Below are 21,007 nucleotides of genomic sequence, written 5' to 3'. Positions count from 1 at the left end.
GCGCCCGCTCGTCCTCAGCGCCGCCGCGCGCGCAGCGACAGGGCCGCGGCGAGCAGGACGAGCACGCCGATCGTCACGCCGCCGCCGATCAGCGCGGGCAGCCACTCCGGCGCGGGTGGCTCCGCCGGGGCGGCGGGCTCCACCGCGGGCGGGGTGAACGGCTCCGCGGCGAGGGCGGCGGCCCCGGGCACGGCCCGCAGCTCGCCGGGCTCCCCGCCGCGCGTCTCGGAGCCCGAGAGCAGGGTGCCGTCGGGCTCGAACGCCACGGCCTCGCCCTGCGGCTCGCCGGGCAGCGGCACGCGGGCCGGCTCCGCCGCGAGCGCGGCGGCGAGGTCCCCGTCGGGCACCGGGAAGAGCCAGGCGTCGGTGTAGGTCCGCAGCGCGACGACCCGGCCGTCGGCGGACGCGCCGGCACCGGTGACGGTGCGCGAGCCCACGCCGCCGATCGGCCCGCCCTCGGTGTCCGACGCCGGCAGCGACACCTGCCCCACCCGCTCCAGCGGGAACGGCCCGCGGCCCTCGGGCGGCGCGGCCGGGCGGTACACCCCGGCGGGCGTGCCGACCTCCTTGGTGATCACGTACGGCACCCCGGACGCGTCGACGAGCAGCGCCTCGGCGTCGTGCGGGCCGTCGGGGTAGGTGAAGCGGTGCAGCCGGGCGTCGCCGCCGCGCTCCAGCACGATCGCGGCGACGGTGTCGCGGGAGCGGTCGTTGTCGCCGGTGTCGGCGATCCACAGCTCGCCGTCGGGCCCGAGCGCGAGGTCCTCGGCGTCGAACGGGTCGACGTCGGCCGTGCGCGTCTCCGCGACCTCGCAGTCGCCGTCGAGCCGGTGCAGGTCGACGCGGCGGCCGCCGTCGCTCATCGCCCACACCCGCCCGCCGTCGACGACGAGCCCGGACAGCTCCGCCAGCCGGTCGTCGGTGACGGTGCAGCGGGTCTCGGGCGCGGCGGGCGGCGCGGCCACCGCCGCGACGAGGGCGGCCGCGGCGAGCAGGCGGATCAGCGCGCGCCCTCCACCAGCACGTACGGCAGCACGGCGGTGGCCAGCTCGGCACCGACCCGCGCGTGCATCCGGGTGCCCTCGGGCGTGTGCTCCTCCGCGAGCACCTCGCCCTCGGCGTGCACCCGCGCGACGAGCGAGCCCTCGGTGAAGGGCACGAGCACGTCGACGTCGACCTCGGGCCGCGGCAGCATCTCCGCGATCCGCGCCTGCAGCTTGTCGATGCCGTCGCCCCGGCGGGCGGAGACGAACACGGCGTCGGGCAGCAGGTGGCGCAGCCGGGCGAGCTGGAGGTCGCCCGCCGCATCGGTCTTGTTGACGACGAGCAGCTCCTGGGGCATCCGACCCTGCTGCTCCTCGCCGACCTCGACCAGCACCTGGCGCACGGCCTTGATCTGGTCCTCGGGCAGAGCATCGGAGGCGTCGACGACGTGCACGAGCAGGTCGGCGCCCGCCGTCTCCTCCAGCGTGGACCGGAACGCCTCCACGAGCTGGTGGGGCAGGTGGCGCACGAACCCGACCGTGTCGGTGAGGGTGTAGGTGCGCCCGTCGCTCGTGGACGTGCGGCGCGTCGTCGGGTCGAGGGTGGCGAACAGCGCGTCCTCGACGAGCACGCCCGCGCCCGTCAGCGCGTTGAGCAGGCTCGACTTGCCGGCGTTGGTGTAGCCGACGATCGCGACGCCCGGGATCTCGTTGCGCCGCCGGGAGCCGCGCTGCGTCTCGCGGATCTGCTTCATCGAGCCGATCTCGCGGCGCAGCTTGGACATGCGGTTGCGGATGCGCCGCCGGTCGAGCTCGATCTTGGTCTCACCGGGGCCGCGGCCGCCGATGCCGACACCGCCGGCGGCACGGCCACCGACCTGCCGGGACAGCGCCTCGCCCCAGCCGCGCAGGCGCGGCAGCAGGTAGGACAGCTGGGCCAGCTCGACCTGCGCCTTGCCGTCCCGGCTGCGGGCGTGCTGGGCGAAGATGTCGAGGATCAGCGCGGTGCGGTCGACGACCTTGACCTTGAGCTTGTCCTCCAGCTGGCGCAGCTGGCCGGGCGAGAGCTCGCCGTCGCAGATCACGGTGTCGGCGCCGGTGGACTGCACGACGTCGCGCAGCTCGTCGACCTTGCCGGAGCCGATGTAGGTGGCGGGGTCGGGCCGCGGGCGGCGCTGGATGAGCGCGTCCATGACCTGGGAGCCGGCGGTCTCGGCGAGCCGGGCCAGCTCCTCCATCGACCCGCGGGCCTGTTCGGAGGTTCCCTCGGTCCACACGCCGACGAGGACCACGCGCTCCAGCCGGAGCTTGCGGTACTCGACCTCGGTGACGTCGGTGAGTTCGGTGGAGAGCCCGGCCACGCGGCGGAGCGAGGAGCGTTCCTCGAGCTCGTAGTCGCCGGTGGTGGGGCGCAGCTGCGTCGGAGGGGTCTGGGCGGGTTCCGTCATCGTGTTCGTCATGCTCCCACGACAACGCCGGTTCTAGGCGAGGGATTCCCAGTCGAGGTCGCCGTGGGCGACCAGGACGGCGGGCCCGTGCAGCACGGTCGTCGTGTCCGTGACGGTGACGCGCAGCCGCCCGCCCGGCGTCGAGACGCCGACGGTGCCGGTGTCGCGCCCGGCGTGGCGCAGGGCCGCGACCACCGCGGCGACGGTGCCGGTGCCGCACGAGCGGGTCTCCCCCACGCCGCGCTCGTGGACGCGCATCGTGATCTCGTCGTCGTGCAGGGGCGTCACGAACTCGACGTTGACCCCGTGCGGGAACAGCGCCGGGTCGTGGCCGGGCGGGCGGGTGAGGTCGAGGTGGTCGACGGGCACCTCGGTGACGCACGCCAGGTGCGGGTTGCCCACGTCGACGGCCACGCCCGGGAACGCCACCCCGTCGATGCTCGCGGTGCTCGACTCGCCGACGGCGGCGTGGCCCATGTCGACCGAGACCTCGTCGCCCTCGATGCGCACGGTGCGCACCCCGCCGCGGGTGCCCAGCGGCAGCTCGTCACCGGTCAGCCAGCCCCGGTGGGCGAGGTAGCGGGCGTAGACGCGCACGCCGTTGCCGCACATCTCGGCGAGGCTGCCGTCGCCGTTGCGGTAGTCCATGAACCACTCGACGCCCGGCTCCGGCGGCGGCCCGTCGCCCAGCGCGGCCCACCGGACCACGCGCAGCACGCCGTCGGCCCCGAGGCCGCGGCGGCGGTCGCACAGGGCGGCGACGCGCTCGGGCGTCAGGTCCAGGGACCCGTCCGGGTCGGGGAGCACCACGAAGTCGTTCTCGGTGCCGTGACCCTTGCTGAACTCCACGTCACGACGATAGCGCCGTCAGGGCCCGCCCGAGCAGGTCGGGCGCGGCGGCGTCGAGCCAGCGGGTGCGGGCGTCGCGGCGGAACCAGGAGCGCTGGCGCCGGACGAACCTCCGGGTGGCGCGGACGGTGTCGGCGGCGGCGGTGCTCATCGACCCGCCGGCGAGCACCTGCTGGTACCCCAGCGCGCGCGAGGCCGTGAGGCCGTCGCGCAGGCCGGCGGGCTCCAGCGCGCGCGTCTCGTCGACGAGGCCGGCGGCGAACATCCGGGCGACGCGGCGGGCGACGCGGGCGTCGAGGTCGTCGGTGGGGCGGTCGACGCCGAGCAGCACGGCGTCATAGCGGGGCACCGCGGCGGCCGGCATCCGCGCCGGGAACGGGCGTCCGGTGAGCGCGATGACCTCCAGCGCCCGCACGATCCGCCGCCCGTTGCCCGGCAGCACGACCTCCGCGGCCGCCGGGTCGAGCGCCTCGAGCCGGGCGTGCAGGGCGGCCGGACCGTGCGCGGCCAGCTCGGTCTCCAGCTCGGCACGCAGGGCCGGGTCGGTGCCGGGGAACTCCAGCTCGTCGACGACGGCCTGCACGTACAGCCCCGACCCGCCCACCAGCACCGGGGTCCGCCCGGCGGCCAGCAGCGCCTCGACCGCCGCACGGGCGTCGCGCTGGTAGGCGGCGACGGACGCGGTCTCGGTGACGTCGAGGACGTCGAGCAGGTGGTGGGGCACCGCGGCGCGCTCGGCGGGCGTCGGCTTGGCGGTGCCGATGTCCAGGCCGCGGTAGAGCGCCATGGCGTCGGCGTTGACGATCTCGCCGTCGAGGCGGCGGGCGAGCTCCAGCCCCAGCGCCGACTTGCCGGCCGCCGTCGGCCCGACGACCACGACCAGGCGGTTCACGGCGTCCAGACCGCCACGTGGTAGCCGACGCCGTAGGGGGCGCCGGAGTACAGCAGCTCGCCGGTCCACGAGCGGCCGGCGGTGGCGCCCGCGAGCACCTGCCACGGCGCGCGCCCGATGGCCCACAGCTCGCGGCCCAGCTCGGGGTCGAGCGCGGCGAGCGCGGCCGGGTCGGCGTCGCGCAGTGCGGCGGCGACGGCGTCGTCGAAGGGGCCGGAGCGCTCGTCGAGGTGCCCGGGTGCCTTGAGCGTGTGCTTGGCCGAGCCGTCGCCGACGACCAGCAGCCCGACCGGCTCGCCCGCCAGCGACGCCCCGAGCTCCGCGCACTCCCGCGGCGACGCGTCCGGCGCCACCAGCTCGCCGCGGATCCGCGCCCCCGTGCCCGCCGCGGCCCAGCCGGCGACGAGCAGCGGGAGCGGGAGGTCGGGGTCGACCGGGGCCGTCGAGGACGGGTCGAGGGCGACGACGACGTCGGCGCCGAACCCGACGAACGAGCCGCGCGTGTCGGGGTCGACGGTGCGGCGCCCGCCGGCGTCGGCGCCGACGGCGACCCACGTCGACGCGGCGGCGCCCAGGCGGGCGGCGGCGGCGCGGCAGGCGGCGCGCAGGTCGGCGGTCTCCGCGGCCGCGGCCCCGGCCAGCTCCGGCACGAGCAGCGGGGGTTGCGGGAGCACGACGACCATCGACAGCACGGACGCGAGCCTAGGCGTGCCCGGCAGGTCCACGCCGGGCCGCGGCGTTCCCGGCCGTTCCCCGCCGGGCGGCGGCGTGCCCGTCGTTCCCCGCCGGGCGGCGGCCTTCCCGGTCGTTCCCCGCCGGGCGGAGGCCTTCCCGGTCGTTGCCCATCGGGCAGGGCCGGACTCCTCGCCGCCCGGGAGCGGCCGCTGGCGGCGCACCAGCCACCCGGGCGGTTCCCGTGGCCAGGCCGAGCTGTTTGGATGGCCGGACGGCCGCCGGTCACCACGACCGGCCTCGGCCGCTGTGCACGGCCCCGCCACGGCGGGGCGCCCGCCGTCCGCGGCGGGCCGGACTACAGGAGGACACGGTGTCGGAGCAGCACACGACGGAGGACCAGGCCACCGGGACGCCCCCGGCCCCGGACGAGCAGGGAGCGGCCCCGGACGAGGTGGGGACGGACGGAGCCACGGCCGGCGCGGACGCTGCGGACGCCGAGGCCGCCTCCTCGGAGGCCGGTTCCGCGGACGCTCCCTCCGCGGACGCCCCGTCGTCGGACGCCCCGGTCGTGGACGCCCTGTCGTCGGACACCCCGGTCGTGGACGCCCCGTCGTCGGACACCCCTTCGTCGGACGCCCCTTCGTCGGACGCCCCTTCGTCGGACGCGCCCTCGTCTGATGGCCCGGCGGCGGATGCCCCGGTGGCGGACGGTGCCGCCTCCTCGCCCGACGCCTCGACTCCGGACGAGCCTCGGGTGGTGCCCGGTCCCCCGGCTCCGGCCGACCCGCCCGGCACCGCGGCCGCCTCTCCGACCGGGGCAGGGGACGCCGCTCCTACCGGGGACGGGGGCGCCGCTCCGACCGGGGACGGGGGCGCCGACCCGGCAGCCGCCGGGCCCGCCGCAGCGGCCACCGACGCCCCGCCCACCGAGGCCCCGCCCACCGAGGCCCCGCCCGCCGAGGTCCCGCCCGCCGAGACCCCGGCCGCCGAGGTCCCCGCCGTCGCACCCACCGAGGGCCCCGCCGCGGATGCGGAAGCGCCCGCCGAGGCCCCCGCCGCCGAGGCCGGCTCCGCCGCCGCCGTGGCGCGCCCGCCCGTCACGCCGGCGCCGTCCGCCCCGCAGCCGGGTTCCGCGTCCGGGGCACCCCGGCCCGGCCCGCCGCGCCCGGCCCCCCCGCGCCCCGGGCCGCCGCCCGCCGCCGCGCGTCCGGCCGCCCGGCCCACGGCCGTCGCGGCCGCAGTGGAGCCCGAGGCCGTGCCCGTCGCCCAGCCCTCGCCGGTCACGGCGGCGAGCACCGACCCGTCGCGGTGGGGCCGCGTCGACGAGGAGGGCACCGTCTACCTGCGCACTCCCGACGGCGAGCGGGTCGTCGGCTCCTGGCAGGCCGGGGCCCCCGTCGAGGGGCTCGCGCACTTCGCCCGCCGCTTCGACGACGTCCTCACCGAGGTCGAGCTGCTCGTCGCGCGCCTGGGCGCGGGCGGCGGCGACCCGAAGCAGACCCTCACCGCGGCCCGCGGGCTGCGCAGCGGCCTGGACGAGGCGTCGATCGTCGGGGACGTGCCCGGCCTCGCCGCCCGCCTGGACGAGCTGATCGGGATGGCGGAGCAGGGCGTCGCCGCGGCGCGCACGGCCCGCGACGAGCAGCGCGCGGCGGCCGTCGCGCGCAAGGAGGAGCTGGCCGCCGAGGCCGAGGCGCTCGCCCAGGAGGCGACGCAGTGGAAGCAGGCGGGCGACCGCTTCACCGCGATCCTCGACGAGTGGCGCACCATCCGCGGCATCGACCGCAAGACCGACGAGCAGCTGTGGAAGCGCTTCTCCAAGGCGCGCGAAGCGTTCAACCGCCGCCGCGGCTCGCACTTCGCCGACCTCGACCGCCAGCGCGGCGCCGCCCGCGCCCGCAAGGAGGAGCTGGCCGTCGAGGCCGAGAAGCTCGCCGGCTCCGACGACTGGGCCCCCACCGCCGCCCGCTTCCGCGACCTGATGGCGGAGTGGAAGGCCGCGGGCCGCGCGCAGAAGGACACCGACGACGCCCTCTGGCAGCGCTTCCGCTCCGCCCAGGACGCGTTCTTCGCCCGCCGCTCGGCCACCTTCGACGAGCGCGACGCCGAGTTCGCCGCCAACGCGGAGGCGAAGAAGGCGCTGCTCGCCGAGGCCGAGAAGATCGACGTCTCCGACCCGACCGCGGCCCGCAACGCCCTGCGCGGCTTCCAGGAGCGCTGGGAGGAGATCGGCAAGGTCCCCCGCGACGACATCCGGCCCCTGGAGGCCCGGATGCGCGCCGTCGAGGAGAAGGTGCGCGAGGCGGGCGACCGCCAGTGGCGGCGCACCGACCCCGAGGCCGAGGCGCGCGTCGCCCAGTTCCGCGACCGCGTCGCCCAGTTCGAGGCGCAGGCGGAGAAGGCCGAGGCGGCGGGCGACAAGCGGCGCGCCGAGCAGGCCCGCAGCCAGGCCGAGCAGTGGCGGGAGTGGCTGACGACCGCGGAGCAGGCGGTCCAGTCCCGCTGATGATCACCGGTTGGGCAGCGGATCCGTCGTTCCGCGTCGGTTCTGCTGCCCGGACGGTGATCATGCTCGACGGGTTGTCCGGAACGGCCACGGCGCGCCCCTGCCCGCGGCCATCCTCACCGGATGCGCAACCGCCGGGTGCACGACCTGCTGGCCCGCCAGGACGGGCTCATCACCCTGGCCCAGGCCGCTGACCGCGGGATGTCGGCCGCCACCGTGCAGCGCCTGGTGCGCTCCGGCGAGTGGCTGCGTCTGGCGCCCCGGGTGTTCCTGGCCGCCGGCCACCCGCCGACGGACGCGGTACGCGTGCGGGTCGTCGGGCTGTGGGCCGGCGCCGACTCCGCGGTGCACGGACAGGCCGCCGCCTGGTGGCACGGCATGGGCGTCCCGGCCCCGTCCGAGGTGGGGGTGACGGTGCCGCGGCGCCGCGCACCCGTCGCACCGGCCGGTGCCCGGGTCCGGCGCCGCGACCTGAACCCCGCCGACCGGATGCTCGACCGCGGGCTCTGGCTGACGGCCGAGCCGCTCACCGCGCTCGAGACGGCGATCAGCGTCGCCGAGGGCTCGGTGTTCCTCGACCGGGCCCTGCAGCGCCACGTCCGCTTCCCGGCCGTGTACGCGGCCTACTGCCGCAACCTGGGCGCCGAGGGGTCCGCCGCGATCGCCGCGATGCTGACCGCGGCCGCCGACCGCGCCGACTCCGCGGCGGAGCGCCTGATGATCGCCCTCCTGCGCGGAGCGGGTCTGGGCGGCTGGGAGCACGGCGCACCGTTCGGCCGGTGGACGATCGACTTCGCCTTCCACGAGGCCAAGCTGGCCATCGAGGTCGACGGGTGGGCGTGGCACGTCGACGTGGCCCGGTTCCGCGCGGACCGGCACAAGGGCAACGCGCTGCACCGCGGAGGCTGGGACCTGCTGCGGTTCACCTGGCACGACCTGGACCAGCGGCCCGGGTACGTCCTCGCGGAGGTCCGGGCGGCGCTGCGGGCCGCTGCATGATCACCGGTTCGGCAGCGGACGGTGCGGTTTCGCGAGCTTCCGCTGCCGAAACGGTGATCTTGGGGGCGGGGCGGGGCGGGGCGGAGGCGGCGGAGCGGGGGCAGCGGGCAGGAGCGGCGGCGGGCGGGAGCGGCGGCCGGCGGCGGGCGGGAGCGGTGGCCGGCGGCGGGCGGGAGCGGTGGCCGGCGGCGGGCGTCAGCGCCGCAGCGCGATCCGCGACCACGAAGCGGCCAGGACCACCATCGCCAGGACCGCCAGCACCATGCCCACGTGCGGGCCGGTGCCGCCGTCGGGCACCACCGTCTGCCGCGACCACACCGCCCAGATCCCGGTGACGACCGAGATGCCGCTGCCCACCGCGCACACCCAGGCCAGCGCCCACCAGCGCGTCGAGAGGGCCAGGGCCGAGCCGAGGACGCCGAACCCCACGGAGGTGAAGGTGAACAGACGCGGCAGCACGCCGAGGTCGGGGGCGAGCCCGGCGAGGACCTGCCAGCCCAGCACCGCGCCCGTCCACGGCAGGGCCAGGGAGCCGAGCACGACCAGCACCGCGACGGCGACGGTGACCGCGGTGGCGCCCGGGTCGGTGCGCCGCTCCATCGTGCGGGCGATGCCGCGGATCTCCGCCTCGAGCGCGGGGTCCGACGAGGGGTCGGTCATGAGGTCTCTCCACATCCACCGGTGACCGGCGCGGGTGCGCCGAAGCCGGGGAGGCCCAGTCCCGTGCCGCGCCGGACGCCCGCCTCGGACGCGTCGCCCGCGCGGGTCCTGCGGTGCGAGAGCAGCGGCGAGTCCGAGACGAGGTGGTGCGGTGCGCCGTAGGTGACCTCGACCTCGACGACGTCGCCGGGGCGCACGCGGGCCTCCCCCGGTGTGAAGTGCACCAGACGCCCGTCGCGCGCGCGACCCGACAGCCGCTGCGTGGCGCTGTCCTTCTTGCCCTCCCCCGCGGCGACGAGGACCTCGACGACCCGGCCCTCCAGCGCGCGGTTGGCCGACCAGGAGATCTCCTCCTGCAGTGCGACGAGCCGCATGTAGCGCTCCTGCACGACGGCCTTGGGCAGCTGGTCGGGCAGGTCGGCGGCGGGGGTGCCGGGCCGCTTCGAGTACTGGAACGTGAACGCCGAGGCGAACCGCGCCTGCGCGACGACGTCGAGCGTGGCCTGGAAGTCCTCCTCGGTCTCGCCGGGGAAGCCCACGATGATGTCGGTGGTGATCGCGGCGTCGGGGAGCGACGCGCGCACCTCGTCGATGATCGACAGGTACCGCGACGACCGGTACGAGCGGCGCATCGCCCTCAGCATCCGGTCGGAGCCCGACTGCAGCGGCATGTGCAGCTGCGGGCAGACGTTGGGCGTCTCGGCCATGGCCGCGATGACGTCGGAGGTGAAGTCGCGGGGGTGCGGCGAGGTGAAGCGGACGCGCTCGAGCCCGTCGATCGACCCGCACGCGCGCAGCAGCGAGGCGAAGGCACCGCGGTCGCCGAACTCGACCCCGTAGGCGTTGACGTTCTGGCCCAGCAGCGTCACCTCGAGCACGCCGTCGGCGGCCAGCGACTGCACCTCGGCGAGCACGTCGCCGGGACGCCGGTCCTTCTCCGTGCCGCGCAGCGCCGGGACGATGCAGAACGTGCAGGTGTTGTTGCAGCCGACCGAGATCGAGACCCAGCCCGCGTAGGTGCTCTCGCGGCGCGCGGGCAGCGTCGACGGGAAGACCTCCAACGACTCGGCGATCTCGACCTGCGCCTCGGCGTTGTGCCGCGCGCGCTCCAGCAGGACCGGCAGCGCGTGCACGTTGTGGGTGCCGAACACGACGTCGACCCAGGGCGCGCGGCGCACGATCTCGGCGCGGTCCTTCTGGGCGAGGCAGCCGCCGACGGCGATCTGCATGCCGGGGCGGTCGCGCTTGACCGGCGCGAGGTGGCTGAGGTTGCCGTAGAGGCGGTTGTCGGCGTTCTCGCGCACGGCGCAGGTGTTGAACACGACGACGTCGGCGCCGTCGTCGGTGGCCGAGCGGGTGTAGCCGGCGGACTCGAGGAGCCCGGCCATCCGCTCGGAGTCGTGCACGTTCATCTGGCAGCCGTACGTGCGGACGGTGTAGCTGAGACTCACTCCTGCAGGGTAGGCCGCCGCAGCTCGACGGCCCGGCCCGGGACCGGCAGGATGCGCCCATGACGGGGGCGCTCTCGCGGCGCACCGTGCTGGCCGCGCTCGCCGCGGCGGGTGCGGTGGGGGTCCTGCCCGGCTGCGCCGCCCCGTTCGCGCAGGCCCGGCTGCGGCTGGCCACGGGTTCCGCGCGCGGCGTCTACTACCGCCTGGGCACGGCGCTGGCGCAGGCGTGGAAGTCCCAGCTCGACCTGGAGCGGCCCCCGGTCGTGCTCAGCACCGCCGGATCGCTGCAGAACGTGTCGATGCTCGCGGCGGGCGACGCCGACGTCGTGTTCAGCCAGGTCGACGCCGCGGCCGAGCAGCTGGTCGGCACCGCCGCCGACGGCGCGGACGCCCCGCGCGCCCTCGCCCGCATCTACGACGACGTGCTGCACGTCGTCGTCCCCGCCGCGTCGGCGTTCACGACGGTCTCCGGCCTGCGCGGTGCCCGGGTGTCGGTGGGGGCGGCCGACTCGGGGGTCTCGGTCGTGGCCCGCCGCATCCTCGACGCCGCCGCCCTGGGCGCCGCCGACGTCCGCGCGACCCAGCTCGGCCTCGACGACTCGGTCGAGGCGATGGCCGCGGGCTCCATCGACGCCTTCTTCTGGTCCGGCGGCCTGCCCACGCCCGCCGTCGAGCAGCTGGCCGCCGCGGTCCCGATCCGGCTGCTCGACCTCACCGAGGACGGCGTGCTCGACGTCGTCCGCGCCCGCTACCCCGTCTACGCCCCCGGCACCGTCCCCGCGCTGAGCTACGCCGGCATCGCGGCGCCGGTCACGACGATGCTGGTGCGCAACCTGCTGCTGGTGGCCGCGTCGATGCCCGACGACTTCGCCGAGGCGCTGGTCCGGGTCCTGTTCACCGAGCAGGAGCAGCTCGCGCAGGCCGGCCCGGCGGCGCTGACGATCGACCCCCGCGCCGCGATCGGCACCGAGCCGGTGCTGCTGCACCCCGGCGCGGAGCGGTTCTACCGGTCGCAGCGGGACTGACCCGCGACGGTGGCGGCCGCCGCGGTGTGCCGGGCGTCGATCTCGGTGCTCATGTGGTGCATGGCCCCGGCGAACAGCGCGGCCGCGTGCTCCTGCAGGGGCTTCAGGTGGCCGAGCAGCTCCAGCACGACGAGCCCGTGCATGCGGGCGCGCAGCTCCAGGAAGAAGGCGAGGGCCCCGGGAGGGAGCGGGACCTGCGGCGCGTCGACCCCGGCGATGTCCTCGGCCCCGGGCGCCAGGGGCAGCGCGGCCAGCTCCTCGGGGGTCCAGCCGGCGAACACGACCTCGAGGAACGGCGCCGCGAGCCGGATGGCGGCCTCGCCGGTGCGCCCCTCGGGCAGCGGGGCGAAGTCGGGCACCGGCGTGCCGTAGAGCAGGAGGAACTCCGAGCCGTGGCCCAGCGCCCACGCCCGGTACGCCTCCGTCGTGACCCGGCGGCGTTCCGCCGGCGGACGGCCCAGGGACCCCTCGGCGGCGGCCGCCACGGCGTCGGCGAGCGCGTGGTGCGCGTCGGCGATGAGGGTGTCGAGCAGGGCGTCGCGACTGTCGAAGTAGTGGTAGAGCGACTGCACGGTCATGCCGACCTCGCGGGCGACCGCCCGCAGCGAGAGCGCCGCCGGTCCGACGGCGGCCAGCTGGGCCCGGGCCGCGGCCGTGATCTCGCGCAGCGTCTCGGCCCGCCGGCGCTCTCTCACCGTGTTCTCAGCTGACACCGCTCGCCTTCCTTGACACTGTTAGGCAGACAGTCGCACACTGACGCCGTTCGACGAGACTAACACTGTCAGACGGGGGTCCTCATGAACGTCCTCTCCACCGCCCGCCGCGGGCATCCCGGGCTGTACTGGTGGGCGGTCGCGATGGCCGCCCTCGCCGTCGTCCTCGCCGTGGCGGCCGTCGTCGACCAGCGGACGCTGATGGGCGCCCCGCTGTGGTTCAAGCCGCTGAAGTTCGCGGTCTCCTTCGTCGCCTACGGCGGCGCGCTGGCCTGGATGCTCGGGCAGCTGCGGGTGCCGGCGCTGCGGCGCACCGGCTGGGTGATCGTCGCGGCGTCGGCGGTCGAGATGGCGGTCATCGTCGGGCAGGCGGCGCGCGGGGTCCGCAGCCACTTCAACGACGACACCGTCGGCGACCAGCTCCTCTTCGGGCTCATGGGCGCGACGATCGTGGTGCTCTACCTCGCCACCGCCGCGATCGCGCTGCGCTTCCTGCGCGAGCCGGGCCGCGACCGCGCAGCCGGCACCGCGATCCGGCTCGGGCTGCTCGTCGGGCTCGTCGGACTGGGGGTCGGGTTCGTGATGTCGGCGATCGGGTCGCACGCCGTGGGCGTCGCGGACGGCGGTCCGGGGCTGCCGTTCGTCGGCTGGAGCACCACCGGCGGCGACCTGCGCGTCGCGCACTTCGTCGGCATGCACGCCCTGCAGGCGCTCCCGCTGCTCGCCGCGGCGCTGGCGGCGACGGGGCGGTTCACCGAGGAGGCGCGCACGCGGGCCGTCACGGTCGCGGCGCTCACCTACGGCGCGGTCGTCCTGCTGCTGACCTGGCAGGCGCTGCGCGGGCAGCCGCTGCTCGCCCCGGACGCGCTGACCCTCGGCACGCTCGCGGTGGTCGTGCTGGGCGCGGCGGGCGCGCTCGCGACCGGCCGCGAGCGGGTGCCGCGATGAGCCCGGAACTGCTCTTCTCCCTGGCCTTCCCGCTCGCCCTCCCGTTCTGGGCTCTGATGATCGTGGCCCCGGGCTGGTAGTGGACGCAGCGGATCGTCTCCTCCCCGCTGATCGTCGTGCCGCCCGCACTGGTCTACGCCCTCGCCGTGCTGCCCGACCTCGGCACGGTGCTGCCGGCCGTCGCGGACCCGCGGATCGCGGGCGTGGCCGCGCTCCTCGGCACGCCGGTCGGCGCGGCGGCCGGGTGGGCCCACTTCATCGCGTTCGACCTGTTCGTCGGCCGTTGGTGCCACCTCGACGCCCGCGAGCGCGGGATCCACCCGCTCGTCATGGCGCCGGTGCTGCTGCTGACGATCCTGCTCGCCCCGCTGGGGCTGCTCGCGCACCTCGTGGTGCGCGCGGTGGCGCCGGTGCGCGAGCCGTCACGCGCGGGGTAGCCGCGCCGTCACCCGCAGCCCGCCCCCGGCGGGCAGGTCCAGGCCCAGCTCGCCGCCCCCGAGCTCGACCGTGCGCGCGGCGATGGCCAGCCCGAGCCCCGAGCCCTCGGTGTTGATCTGGCCGGGGCTGCGCCAGAAGCGGTCGGTGGCGCGCTCGAGCTCGTCGGGGGCCAGCCCCGGGCCGGTGTCGCGGACGGCGATCTCCACCTGCCCGTCGACGACACCGGTCCGCACCCGCACCGTCCCGCCGGGCGGGGTGAACTTCACGGCGTTGTCGAGCACCGCGTCCAGCACCGTCTCGACCGCGCCCTCCGGCCCGATCGCCCGCAGCCCGCGGGTGCCCTCGCGGACCAGGTGCAGGCCGCTGTGCTCGGCGAGCGGGCGCCAGGCCTCCAGCCGGTCGTCGACGCCGGCGTCGATCCCGAGCGGTACGACCGGCCGGGTGCGCTCGGCGCGGGCGAGCGCCAGCAGCCCGTCGAGCAGCGTGGAGAGGCGCTCGGCCTCCTCCAGCGCGGCGACGTGGTCGTCGGCGGCGTCCTCGGCGACGTGGCCGTGCAGGTTGGACAGGCGCAGCCGCAGCGCCGTGAGCGGGTTGCGCAGCTGGTGGCTGGCGTCGGCGACGAACGCGCGCTGCGCCGAGTAGGCCTGCGTGACCTGCTCGGCCATGCGGTCGAACGACGCCGACAGCCGCCGCAGCTCGGGCGGCCCGGAGCCGTCCGCGACCGGGTCGGGCCGCTCCCCCGCCAGCACCGCGACGGCGACGCGCCCGGTGCCCTCGTCGAGGCGGCGCACCGGGCGCAGGATCCAGCGCACCACCGGCAGCGCGACGAGCACGCCGACGGCCAGCGCGACCAGCGCCGCCGCGGCCACCAGCGTCCAGGTGCGCAGCTCGTCGGCGCGGAGCGGGGCCGTCGAGGAGATCGTGACGACGACCCCGCGCACCTCGGTGTCGGCCAGCACCGGCTCGGCGAGCACCATCGGCCGGTCGTCCCAGGGCAGGAGCAGCGGGTAGGGCTTGGACGGCTGGCGGGCCAGCGCCAGCACCACGCGCTCGCGCCCGTCCTCGTCGAGCACCGGCGCGGGCGTCCGGGAGGCCACGACCGGCTCGCCGGCGGCGTCGAGCACCAGCACGGCGTCGCCGTAGACCTCGTCGTAACGGCGCAGGGCGGCGGCGAGCTGGGAGGTGTCGGCCTCGGTGAGCGGGCGCTCGGCCGACGAGGCGTAGTAGATGGTGTCGATGAGGCGCCGGGTGAACAGGTCCTGCTGGGCGGCCGCGGCGCTGGCCAGCGCGAGCGGCACCCCCAGGCCGGCGGCGAGCAGCCCCACCACCACGACCATGATCACCAGCAGGCGCGTGCCCACGCGTCACTCCGCCCCGGGGAGCCCGAGGCGGTACCCGACCCCGCGGACGGTCTGCACGAGCTCGGGCCGCCCGAGCTTCGTGCGCAGCGTGGCCACGTGGACGTCGAGCGTCCGGTTGGCCCCCGCCCAGCTGCGCCCCCACACCTCGGCGACGATCCGGCTGCGGGTGCACACCGCCCCGCCCGAGCTGGCCAGCAGCGCGAGCACCTGGAACTCCTTGCGCGTGAGCGTGACCGGGCGGCCCGACACCGTGACCGCGTGCCGGGTGAGGTCGACGCTCACGCCGTCGACCTCCACGACGTCGGGCGCCCCGTCGACGGCGGCCTCCGCGCGCCGGCGCCGGTACACCGCGTGCACCCGCGCCACGAGCTCGCCGATGTCGTAGGGCTTGACGATGTAGTCGTCGGCGCCGGAGTGCAGGCCCAGGATCCGGTCGTCGACCTCGCCGCGCGCGGACACCACGATCACCGGCACCCCGCTGACGGCGCGGATCTCCCGGCACACGTCGACGCCGTCGACGTCGGGCAGGCCGAGGTCGAGCAGCACCACGTCGACGCCGGCCAGGTGCTCGACGGCCCCGCGCCCCCTGGCGAGCCGCGCGGTCGTCATCCCGTGCCGGTGCAGGGCGGGGCGCAGCGCGGCCGCGATGCGGTCGTCGTCCTCCACGAGCAGGATGTGCACCGGCCCAGCATCCCCGAGAACGATCTCGTTATGGGAGCGAAACCCTATGGGTCCCTCAAGATGCTGGACTGTGCTGTCCGATCCGCCCTAGCGTCCCGCCATGCTCGGAGGCCACGCATGACCACAGCCGGCACGCCCATGATCAGGATGGCGGCCGTCGACAAGCACTTCGGCGACCTCCACGTCCTGCGCGACATCAACCTCGAGGTCGAGCCGGGCCAGGTCGTGGTGGTGCTCGGACCGTCGGGGTCCGGCAAGTCGACGCTGTGCCGGACGATCAACCGCCTGGAGCCGATCGACTCCGGCACCATCCAGGTCGACGGCACCGACCTGCCGGCCGAGGGCAAGGCCCTGGCCGGCCTGCGCGCCGACGTCGGCATGGTGTTCCAGAGCTTCAACCTGTTCGCCCACAAGACGATCCTCGAGAACGTCACGCTCGCGCCGCTCAAGGTGCGCAAGGTGAACAAGGCCGAGGCGGAGAAGGACGGGCTCGCGCTGCTCGAGCGCGTCGGCATCGCCAACCAGAAGGACAAGTACCCCGCCCAGCTCTCCGGCGGGCAGCAGCAGCGCGCCGCGATCGCCCGCGCGCTCGCGATGAAGCCCAAGGTCATGCTGTTCGACGAGCCCACCTCCGCGCTCGACCCGGAGATGGTCAACGAGGTCCTCGACGTCATGACCACGCTGGCCAAGGAGGGCATGACCATGCTCGTGGTCACCCACGAGATGGGCTTCGCCCGCCGGGCCGCGCACCGCGTCGTGTTCATGTCCGACGGCGAGATCGTCGAGGACGCCGCACCGGAGACCTTCTTCTCCAGCCCCACCTCCGACCGCGCCAAGGACTTCCTCGGCAAGATCCTCTCCCACTAGTCGCTCGTACGTAGTTCCCGACGGAAGGACCCGCTCCAGATGCGCCTCTCCACCCTCACGAAGGTCGCGGCCGTCGTCGCGGCCGTCGTCCTCACGGCCACCGCCTGCGGTGGCTCGTCGCCCGAGAGCGGCGACGGTCCCCCGGTCGCCGACGCCCCGACGTTCGAGGCCGGCACCACGATGGCCCGTCTGGCTGAGGCGGGCACGCTGCGCGTCGGCACCAAGTTCGACCAGCCCGGCTTCGGCCTGCAGGGCCTGGACGGCACCCCCACCGGCTTCGACGTCGAGATCGCCAAGATCATCGCGGCCGGCCTGGGCATCGCGCCCGACGGCATCACCTACACCGAGGCGCCGTCGGCGCTGCGCGAGGAGGTCCTCGAGACCGACCGCGTCGACATCGTCGCCGCCACCTACACCATCAACGACGCCCGCAAGGAGCGCATCAGCTTCGCGGGGCCGTACTACGAGGCCGGCCAGACCCTGATGATCCGCAGTGACTACACCGCGGTCACCGACAAGGAGTCGCTCCGCGCCTCCGGCGCCCGGGTGTGCACCGTGGCCGGCTCCACCCCCGAGAAGAACATCGCCGAGTTCATCGACCCGGCCCAGCTGACGAGGTTCGACGTCTACAGCAAGTGCGCCGACGCGCTGCGCACCAACCAGGTCGACGTGGTCACGACCGACAACGTCATCCTGACCGGCTTCGTCGCCGACAGCGACGGCGCGTTCAAGCTGACCGGCGAGTCCTTCACCCAGGAGCCCTACGGCATCGGCATCACCAAGGGCGACGTGGCGTTCTGCGAGTTCATCAACACCACGCTGCAGGCCGCTGCCGCGGACGGCAGCTACGCGGCGGCGTGGGACTCCACCGCCGGCGAGATCTCCGGGGAGCCCGCTCCCGAGCTGCCCGCGGCCGCCCCCTGCAGCTGATCACCGCCTGAACGTCGTCGGGGACGTCGACCGCCCTACCGGGTCGGCGTCCCCGACGTGCTGTGCGGGCCCCATCGAACCAGGAGGACCGGCGTGAACGCCGTCACCGACAACCTCGGGCTGTACGGGACGGGGGTGCTGACCACCCTGCAGATCTCGCTGCTGTCCGGGATCGGGGCCCTCGTCCTCGGCACGATCATGGCGGGGTTCCGGGTCTCCCCGGCCCCGCCCCTGCAGTGGGTGGGCAGCGCCTGGGTCACGGTGCTGCGCAACACGCCCCTGAGCGTCGTGCTGTTCACCATCGCGTTCGGCCTGCCGGAGATCGGCGTCAACGGGTCGTTCTTCTGGTTCGGCGTGACCGGCCTGGCGCTCTACACGTCCGCGTTCGTCTGCGAGGCGATCCGCAGCGGCATCAACTCCGTCGCGCCGGGCCAGGCCGAGGCGGCGCGGTCGGTGGGCATGACGTTCGGTCAGACGCTGACCGTCGTGGTCCTCCCCCAGGCCGTCCGGACCGTGGTGCCCCCGCTCGGCAACGTCTTCATCGCCATGATCAAGAACTCGGCGATCGTCGGCGCCGTCGGCGTCGGCGGCGACCTGTACTCCGTCGGGGTGCAGCTCACCGGGGCCGGCGGTCTCGCCGTGATCCCGGTGCTCATCGGGGTCGCGCTGGGCTACCTCGTCCTGACCATCCCGGCGGGGCTGCTGCTGGGCCTGGCCGAGCGGAAGGTGGCGATCGCGCGATGAGCGTCCTCTACGACATCCCGGGGCCGCAGGCGCGGCGCCGGATCCTGATCGGCAGCCTCATCGCGGGGGTCGTCGTCCTGGCCGTCCTCGTGGTGGTGATCCTGCGGCTGGCGGAGCAGGAGCAGTTCACGGCGGAGAAGTGGGGGCCCCTGCTCGACCCCACGACCGAGGAGTTCCCGCTGGTCTGGCAGCGCATCGGCCTGGGGCTGCAGGCCACGCTCGCCGCCGCGGCGCTGGCGGTCGTGTTCTCGCTCGTGGTCGGCACCCTGCTGGCCGTGACCAGGATCGTCAGCGCCCCCTGGTACCGCTGGCTGGTCGTCGGGGTGGTCGAGCTGCTGCGCGGCCTGCCGGTCGTGGTCACGATCTTCTTCGCGGCCCGGGCGCTCCCCGCGCTCGGCATCGACCTGCCCACGCTGGCCTACCTGGTGATCGGCCTCACCCTCTACAACTCGGTGATCATCGCCGAGATCGTCCGGGCGGGCGTCGCGTCGCTGCCGCGCGGTCAGGCCGAGGCCGCCGCGGCGGTGGGGATGACCCGGGGGCAGAGCCTGCGCCTGATCCAGCTCCCGCAGGCGTTCCGGGTGATGCTCCCGGCGCTGATCAGCCAGCTCGTCGTGGTGCTCAAGGACACCGCTCTGGGCTTCATCATCCTCTACCCGGAGCTGCTGCGGACGGCGCAGATCATCGTGCAGACGACCAAGAACCCGCTGCAGATGTTCTTCGTCGTCGCCGTCATCTTCATCATCATCAACTACGCACTGAGCCGGCTCGCGACGTACGTCGAGAAGCGCCTGTCGCGCAGCAGGACCACACCCGACGGCGCGGCGCCCGCGCCGGTCGTCCAGGAGGGCGCGGTCGTGTGAGGCGCCGGGTTCAGAGGTTCTCGACGGCCACGGGCTCGATGCCCTCGCCCTCGGGGAGCGCGAAGCCCAGCACCTGGCTGTAGAAGCTCAGCTCGGCGTCCAGCGCGCGGCGGATGTTCTCCGCGCGCCGGAAGCCGTGCTGCTCGCCCTCGAAGAGCAGGTACGCGACGGGCACGCCCTTGGCCCGCAGCGCGTCGACGATCATCTCCGACTGCTCCGGCGGCACGATCGCGTCCTCCGCGCCCTGCAGCACGATCAGCGGCGCCGAGAACTGCGTGAGCTGGTGGATCGGCGAGCGCTCGACGTAGGTCGCGCGCTCCTCCGGGTAGGGCCCCACGAGCCGGTCGAGGTAGCGGCTCTCGAACTTGTGCGTGTCGCGGGCCAGCGCCTCGAGGTCGGCCACGCCGAAGTGGTCGGCGCCCGCCGCGAAGGGCGACTCGGCCCGGGCCAGCGCCGAGAGCACCGTGAAGCCTCCCGCGGAGCCGCCGCGGATGAGCAGGCGGCCGGGGTCGGCGCGGCCGGTGCCCGCGAGGCGCCGGGCCACGGCGAGGCAGTCCAGGACGTCGATGACGCCCCACTGCCCGAGCAGCTCGTCGCGGAAGGCGCGGCCGTAGCCGGTGGAGCCGCCGTGGTCGACGCTGACGACGGCGAACCCGCGGCTGGTCCAGTACTGCACCGCCACCGAGAACGACGACGACGCCGACGACGTCGGCCCACCGTGGATGACGACGAGCAGCGGCGGCAGCTCGCCCTCGGGGCCGGTGTGCGTGGCGCTGGCCGGCGGGAAGTGCAGGGCGTGCGCGGTGCGCGGCTCCCCCGCCGCGTCGGTGGACGGGACCGTCAGGTGCTCGGCGACGGAGATCCCGGCGGGGTCGAGCTCGAGGTCGCGCGGCGCGCACAGCACGACGGCGGTGGTGTCGGTGTCGGGCCCGGGCGGGGTGACGCGGTAGACGCCGGGCTCCGCGGTCGGCGTCCCGGCGACGACGACGGCCGACTCCCCCGCCGCGCGCAGCACCGCGACCTCGCAGAACGGCAGGTCGAGGTCGGCGATGAGGCCGCCGGTGCCGCGCACGGACAGGGCGTCGGAGCCGGCGCGGCGGCGGGCGAACACGACCGACCCGTCGGCCAGCACCGCGTAGCGCGACCCGGCCAGGCGCCAGCCGGGCACGCCGACCTCGGCGTCGATGCGGACGATCGGCTCGATGTCGGAGCCGGGGAGCCAGCGGTAGAGGTTCCACCAGTCGGTGCGGTCGGAGATGAACCACAGCGATCCGTCGGGCTGCCACGACGGCTCCGACACCGACTCCCACGGCCCGCCCGCGACGACGGTCTCCTCGCCGGTCGAGAGCTCGCGCACGACGAGCTCGACGGCGTCCCAGGGCATCGACGGGTGGTTCCACTGCAACCAGGCGAGCGTGGCGCCGTCGGGGCTGATCCGGGGCGCGGCGACGAAGTCGGGGCCGCTGACCAGCACCTCGGGCTCCGACGGGCGGTCGGCGGCGAGCCGGACGACCTCGTTGCGCGGCTCCCCGTCGCCGTGCCGCTCGCGGACGCAGACGATGACGTCGCCGTCGGGGCCGGCGTGCACGTCGCCGTCGGCGTAGCGGTCGCCGCGGGGCTGCGCGGGCTCGGGCGTCAGGGCCTGCGGGGTGCCGCCGGGCGCGAGCCGGTAGAGGCGCTGGTCGGCCCACTCGGTGAACCACACGACGCCGTCGCGGACCCACCAGGCGCCGCCGCCGTACTCGTGCACCGCGGTCCGGGCGTTCGCCCCGGCGGGCAGCAGGTCGGCGGTGGCGCCGTCGGCGGCGCGGCGGACGAGCTGCGTGCGGCCCCCGTCGGCGGGGCGGGCCTCGGACCAGTAGACCTCGGCGCCGTCGACGCGGACCTCGGAGAGCGACACGGCCGCCGCGACGACGAGCTCGGAGGTGATCGGGGTGGGCCAGGATCCGAACGGCGCGGTCGTCACGGCCCCAA

20 protein-coding genes are annotated in these 21,007 nt (G+C 75.6%); 9 read left to right on the top strand and 11 right to left on the bottom strand.

Annotated features, from left to right (window positions below; all coding sequences use genetic code 11):
• Positions 1-14: 14 nt before the first annotated feature.
• The 5 genes from HOP40_RS17415 to HOP40_RS17395 are packed head-to-tail and all read right to left on the bottom strand — an operon-like array spanning position 15 to position 4,855.
• Positions 15-965: a hypothetical protein gene (locus HOP40_RS17415; RefSeq protein ID WP_172159898.1), complete on the bottom strand. Its 951-nt coding sequence runs from the start codon at positions 963-965 to the stop codon at positions 15-17.
• 35 nt (positions 966-1,000) lie between these two features.
• Entirely contained in the window at positions 1,001-2,431 is a 1,431-nt protein-coding gene (hflX, locus tag HOP40_RS17410; protein ID WP_420821824.1) for a GTPase HflX, read from the bottom strand.
• Between the two features lie 33 nt (positions 2,432-2,464).
• Complete coding sequence (gene dapF / locus HOP40_RS17405) at positions 2,465-3,280, bottom strand: diaminopimelate epimerase (RefSeq protein ID WP_172159894.1); 816 nt, start codon at positions 3,278-3,280, stop codon at positions 2,465-2,467.
• Between the two features lies 1 nt (position 3,281).
• On the bottom strand, positions 3,282-4,172 hold the full coding sequence (gene miaA, locus HOP40_RS17400) for a tRNA (adenosine(37)-N6)-dimethylallyltransferase MiaA (RefSeq protein WP_172159892.1): 891 nt from the start codon (positions 4,170-4,172) through the stop codon (positions 3,282-3,284).
• Positions 4,169-4,855: a class III extradiol ring-cleavage dioxygenase family protein gene (locus HOP40_RS17395; RefSeq protein WP_338053075.1), complete on the bottom strand. Its 687-nt coding sequence runs from the start codon at positions 4,853-4,855 to the stop codon at positions 4,169-4,171. The genes miaA and HOP40_RS17395 overlap by 4 nt, the downstream gene beginning before the upstream one ends.
• Before the next feature lie 1,232 nt (positions 4,856-6,087).
• Here HOP40_RS17395 and HOP40_RS17390 point away from each other — a divergent pair.
• Together HOP40_RS17390 and HOP40_RS17385 are read left to right on the top strand one after the other, a co-directional pair.
• The gene (locus HOP40_RS17390; RefSeq protein WP_420821823.1) at positions 6,088-7,353 is read left to right on the top strand and encodes a DUF349 domain-containing protein; all 1,266 of its coding nucleotides are present in this window, start codon (positions 6,088-6,090) and stop codon (positions 7,351-7,353) included.
• 123 nt (positions 7,354-7,476) lie between these two features.
• Entirely contained in the window at positions 7,477-8,352 is an 876-nt protein-coding gene (locus HOP40_RS17385; protein ID WP_172159888.1) for a type IV toxin-antitoxin system AbiEi family antitoxin domain-containing protein, read from the top strand.
• Positions 8,353-8,547: 195 nt separating this feature from the next.
• Here HOP40_RS17385 and HOP40_RS17380 read toward each other — a convergent pair whose 3' ends face one another.
• Together HOP40_RS17380 and miaB are read right to left on the bottom strand one after the other, a co-directional pair.
• A complete protein-coding gene (locus HOP40_RS17380) occupies positions 8,548-9,012 on the bottom strand; it encodes an Rv2732c family membrane protein (protein ID WP_172159886.1) in 465 nt (154 codons plus the stop codon).
• Complete coding sequence (miaB, locus tag HOP40_RS17375) at positions 9,009-10,463, bottom strand: tRNA (N6-isopentenyl adenosine(37)-C2)-methylthiotransferase MiaB (protein WP_172159884.1); 1,455 nt, start codon at positions 10,461-10,463, stop codon at positions 9,009-9,011. Before miaB ends, HOP40_RS17380 begins: the two co-directional genes overlap by 4 nt.
• Positions 10,464-10,522: 59 nt before the next feature.
• Here miaB and HOP40_RS17370 point away from each other — a divergent pair, with 59 nt between their 5' ends.
• Positions 10,523-11,488, top strand: coding sequence for a TAXI family TRAP transporter solute-binding subunit (locus tag HOP40_RS17370; RefSeq protein WP_172159882.1), 966 nt, complete (start codon positions 10,523-10,525; stop codon positions 11,486-11,488).
• Here the strand turns inward: HOP40_RS17370 and HOP40_RS17365 are convergent.
• On the bottom strand, positions 11,467-12,183 hold the full coding sequence (locus HOP40_RS17365) for a TetR/AcrR family transcriptional regulator (RefSeq protein ID WP_172159880.1): 717 nt from the start codon (positions 12,181-12,183) through the stop codon (positions 11,467-11,469). The two genes, HOP40_RS17370 and HOP40_RS17365, sit on opposite strands and share 22 nt — an antisense overlap.
• A 102-nt stretch (positions 12,184-12,285) precedes the next feature.
• Here HOP40_RS17365 and HOP40_RS17360 point away from each other — a divergent pair, with 102 nt between their 5' ends.
• Together HOP40_RS17360 and HOP40_RS17355 are read left to right on the top strand one after the other, a co-directional pair.
• The gene (locus HOP40_RS17360) at positions 12,286-13,149 is read left to right on the top strand and encodes a hypothetical protein (protein WP_172159878.1); all 864 of its coding nucleotides are present in this window, start codon (positions 12,286-12,288) and stop codon (positions 13,147-13,149) included.
• Positions 13,150-13,241: 92 nt separating this feature from the next.
• Positions 13,242-13,586 (top strand): ABA4-like family protein, encoded by a 345-nt coding sequence (locus tag HOP40_RS17355; protein WP_420821822.1) that lies wholly within the window; start codon positions 13,242-13,244, stop codon positions 13,584-13,586.
• Here HOP40_RS17355 and HOP40_RS17350 read toward each other — a convergent pair.
• Together HOP40_RS17350 and HOP40_RS17345 are read right to left on the bottom strand one after the other, a co-directional pair.
• Positions 13,572-14,948 (bottom strand): sensor histidine kinase, encoded by a 1,377-nt coding sequence (locus HOP40_RS17350; RefSeq protein WP_172159876.1) that lies wholly within the window; start codon positions 14,946-14,948, stop codon positions 13,572-13,574. The genes HOP40_RS17355 and HOP40_RS17350 overlap by 15 nt on opposite strands.
• Before the next feature lie 3 nt (positions 14,949-14,951).
• Positions 14,952-15,629: a response regulator transcription factor gene (locus HOP40_RS17345; RefSeq protein WP_172159874.1), complete on the bottom strand. Its 678-nt coding sequence runs from the start codon at positions 15,627-15,629 to the stop codon at positions 14,952-14,954.
• 138 nt (positions 15,630-15,767) lie between these two features.
• Here HOP40_RS17345 and HOP40_RS17340 point away from each other — a divergent pair, with 138 nt between their 5' ends.
• The 4 genes from HOP40_RS17340 to HOP40_RS17325 all read left to right on the top strand — a co-directional run bounded on the left by HOP40_RS17340 (position 15,768) and on the right by HOP40_RS17325 (position 19,033).
• Positions 15,768-16,496: an amino acid ABC transporter ATP-binding protein gene (locus HOP40_RS17340; protein WP_172168502.1), complete on the top strand. Its 729-nt coding sequence runs from the start codon at positions 15,768-15,770 to the stop codon at positions 16,494-16,496.
• Between the two features lie 39 nt (positions 16,497-16,535).
• Positions 16,536-17,426: a glutamate ABC transporter substrate-binding protein gene (locus HOP40_RS17335; protein WP_172159872.1), complete on the top strand. Its 891-nt coding sequence runs from the start codon at positions 16,536-16,538 to the stop codon at positions 17,424-17,426.
• 93 nt (positions 17,427-17,519) lie between these two features.
• On the top strand, positions 17,520-18,170 hold the full coding sequence (locus tag HOP40_RS17330) for an amino acid ABC transporter permease (RefSeq protein WP_172159870.1): 651 nt from the start codon (positions 17,520-17,522) through the stop codon (positions 18,168-18,170).
• A complete protein-coding gene (locus HOP40_RS17325) occupies positions 18,167-19,033 on the top strand; it encodes an amino acid ABC transporter permease (protein ID WP_172159868.1) in 867 nt (288 codons plus the stop codon). The genes HOP40_RS17330 and HOP40_RS17325 overlap by 4 nt, the downstream gene beginning before the upstream one ends.
• 10 nt (positions 19,034-19,043) lie before the next feature.
• Here the strand turns inward: HOP40_RS17325 and HOP40_RS17320 are convergent, their stop codons facing one another.
• A complete protein-coding gene (locus tag HOP40_RS17320) occupies positions 19,044-20,999 on the bottom strand; it encodes a S9 family peptidase (protein WP_172159866.1) in 1,956 nt (651 codons plus the stop codon).
• Between the last annotated feature and the right edge of the window lie 8 nt (positions 21,000-21,007).

It is taken from the genome of Pseudonocardia broussonetiae (genome assembly GCF_013155125.1).
Lineage (GTDB): Bacteria > Actinomycetota > Actinomycetes > Mycobacteriales > Pseudonocardiaceae > Pseudonocardia > Pseudonocardia broussonetiae.
Note: the sequence above shows the minus strand (reverse complement) of the source record. Positions and strands in the feature narration are given on the sequence as shown.

Coding starts and splice junctions, on each gene's coding strand:
- hflX (WP_420821824.1), bottom strand. CDS start 2,431: ATGACGGAACCCGCCCAGACCCCTCCGACGCAGCTGCGCCCCACCACC.
- HOP40_RS17395 (WP_338053075.1), bottom strand. CDS start 4,855: ATGGTCGTCGTGCTCCCGCAACCCCCGCTGCTCGTGCCGGAGCTGGCC.
- HOP40_RS17385 (WP_172159888.1), top strand. CDS start 7,477: ATGCGCAACCGCCGGGTGCACGACCTGCTGGCCCGCCAGGACGGGCTC.
- HOP40_RS17380 (WP_172159886.1), bottom strand. CDS start 9,012: ATGACCGACCCCTCGTCGGACCCCGCGCTCGAGGCGGAGATCCGCGGC.
- HOP40_RS17370 (WP_172159882.1), top strand. CDS start 10,523: ATGACGGGGGCGCTCTCGCGGCGCACCGTGCTGGCCGCGCTCGCCGCG.
- HOP40_RS17360 (WP_172159878.1), top strand. CDS start 12,286: ATGAACGTCCTCTCCACCGCCCGCCGCGGGCATCCCGGGCTGTACTGG.
- HOP40_RS17340 (WP_172168502.1), top strand. CDS start 15,768: ATGATCAGGATGGCGGCCGTCGACAAGCACTTCGGCGACCTCCACGTC.
- HOP40_RS17335 (WP_172159872.1), top strand. CDS start 16,536: ATGCGCCTCTCCACCCTCACGAAGGTCGCGGCCGTCGTCGCGGCCGTC.
- HOP40_RS17325 (WP_172159868.1), top strand. CDS start 18,167: ATGAGCGTCCTCTACGACATCCCGGGGCCGCAGGCGCGGCGCCGGATC.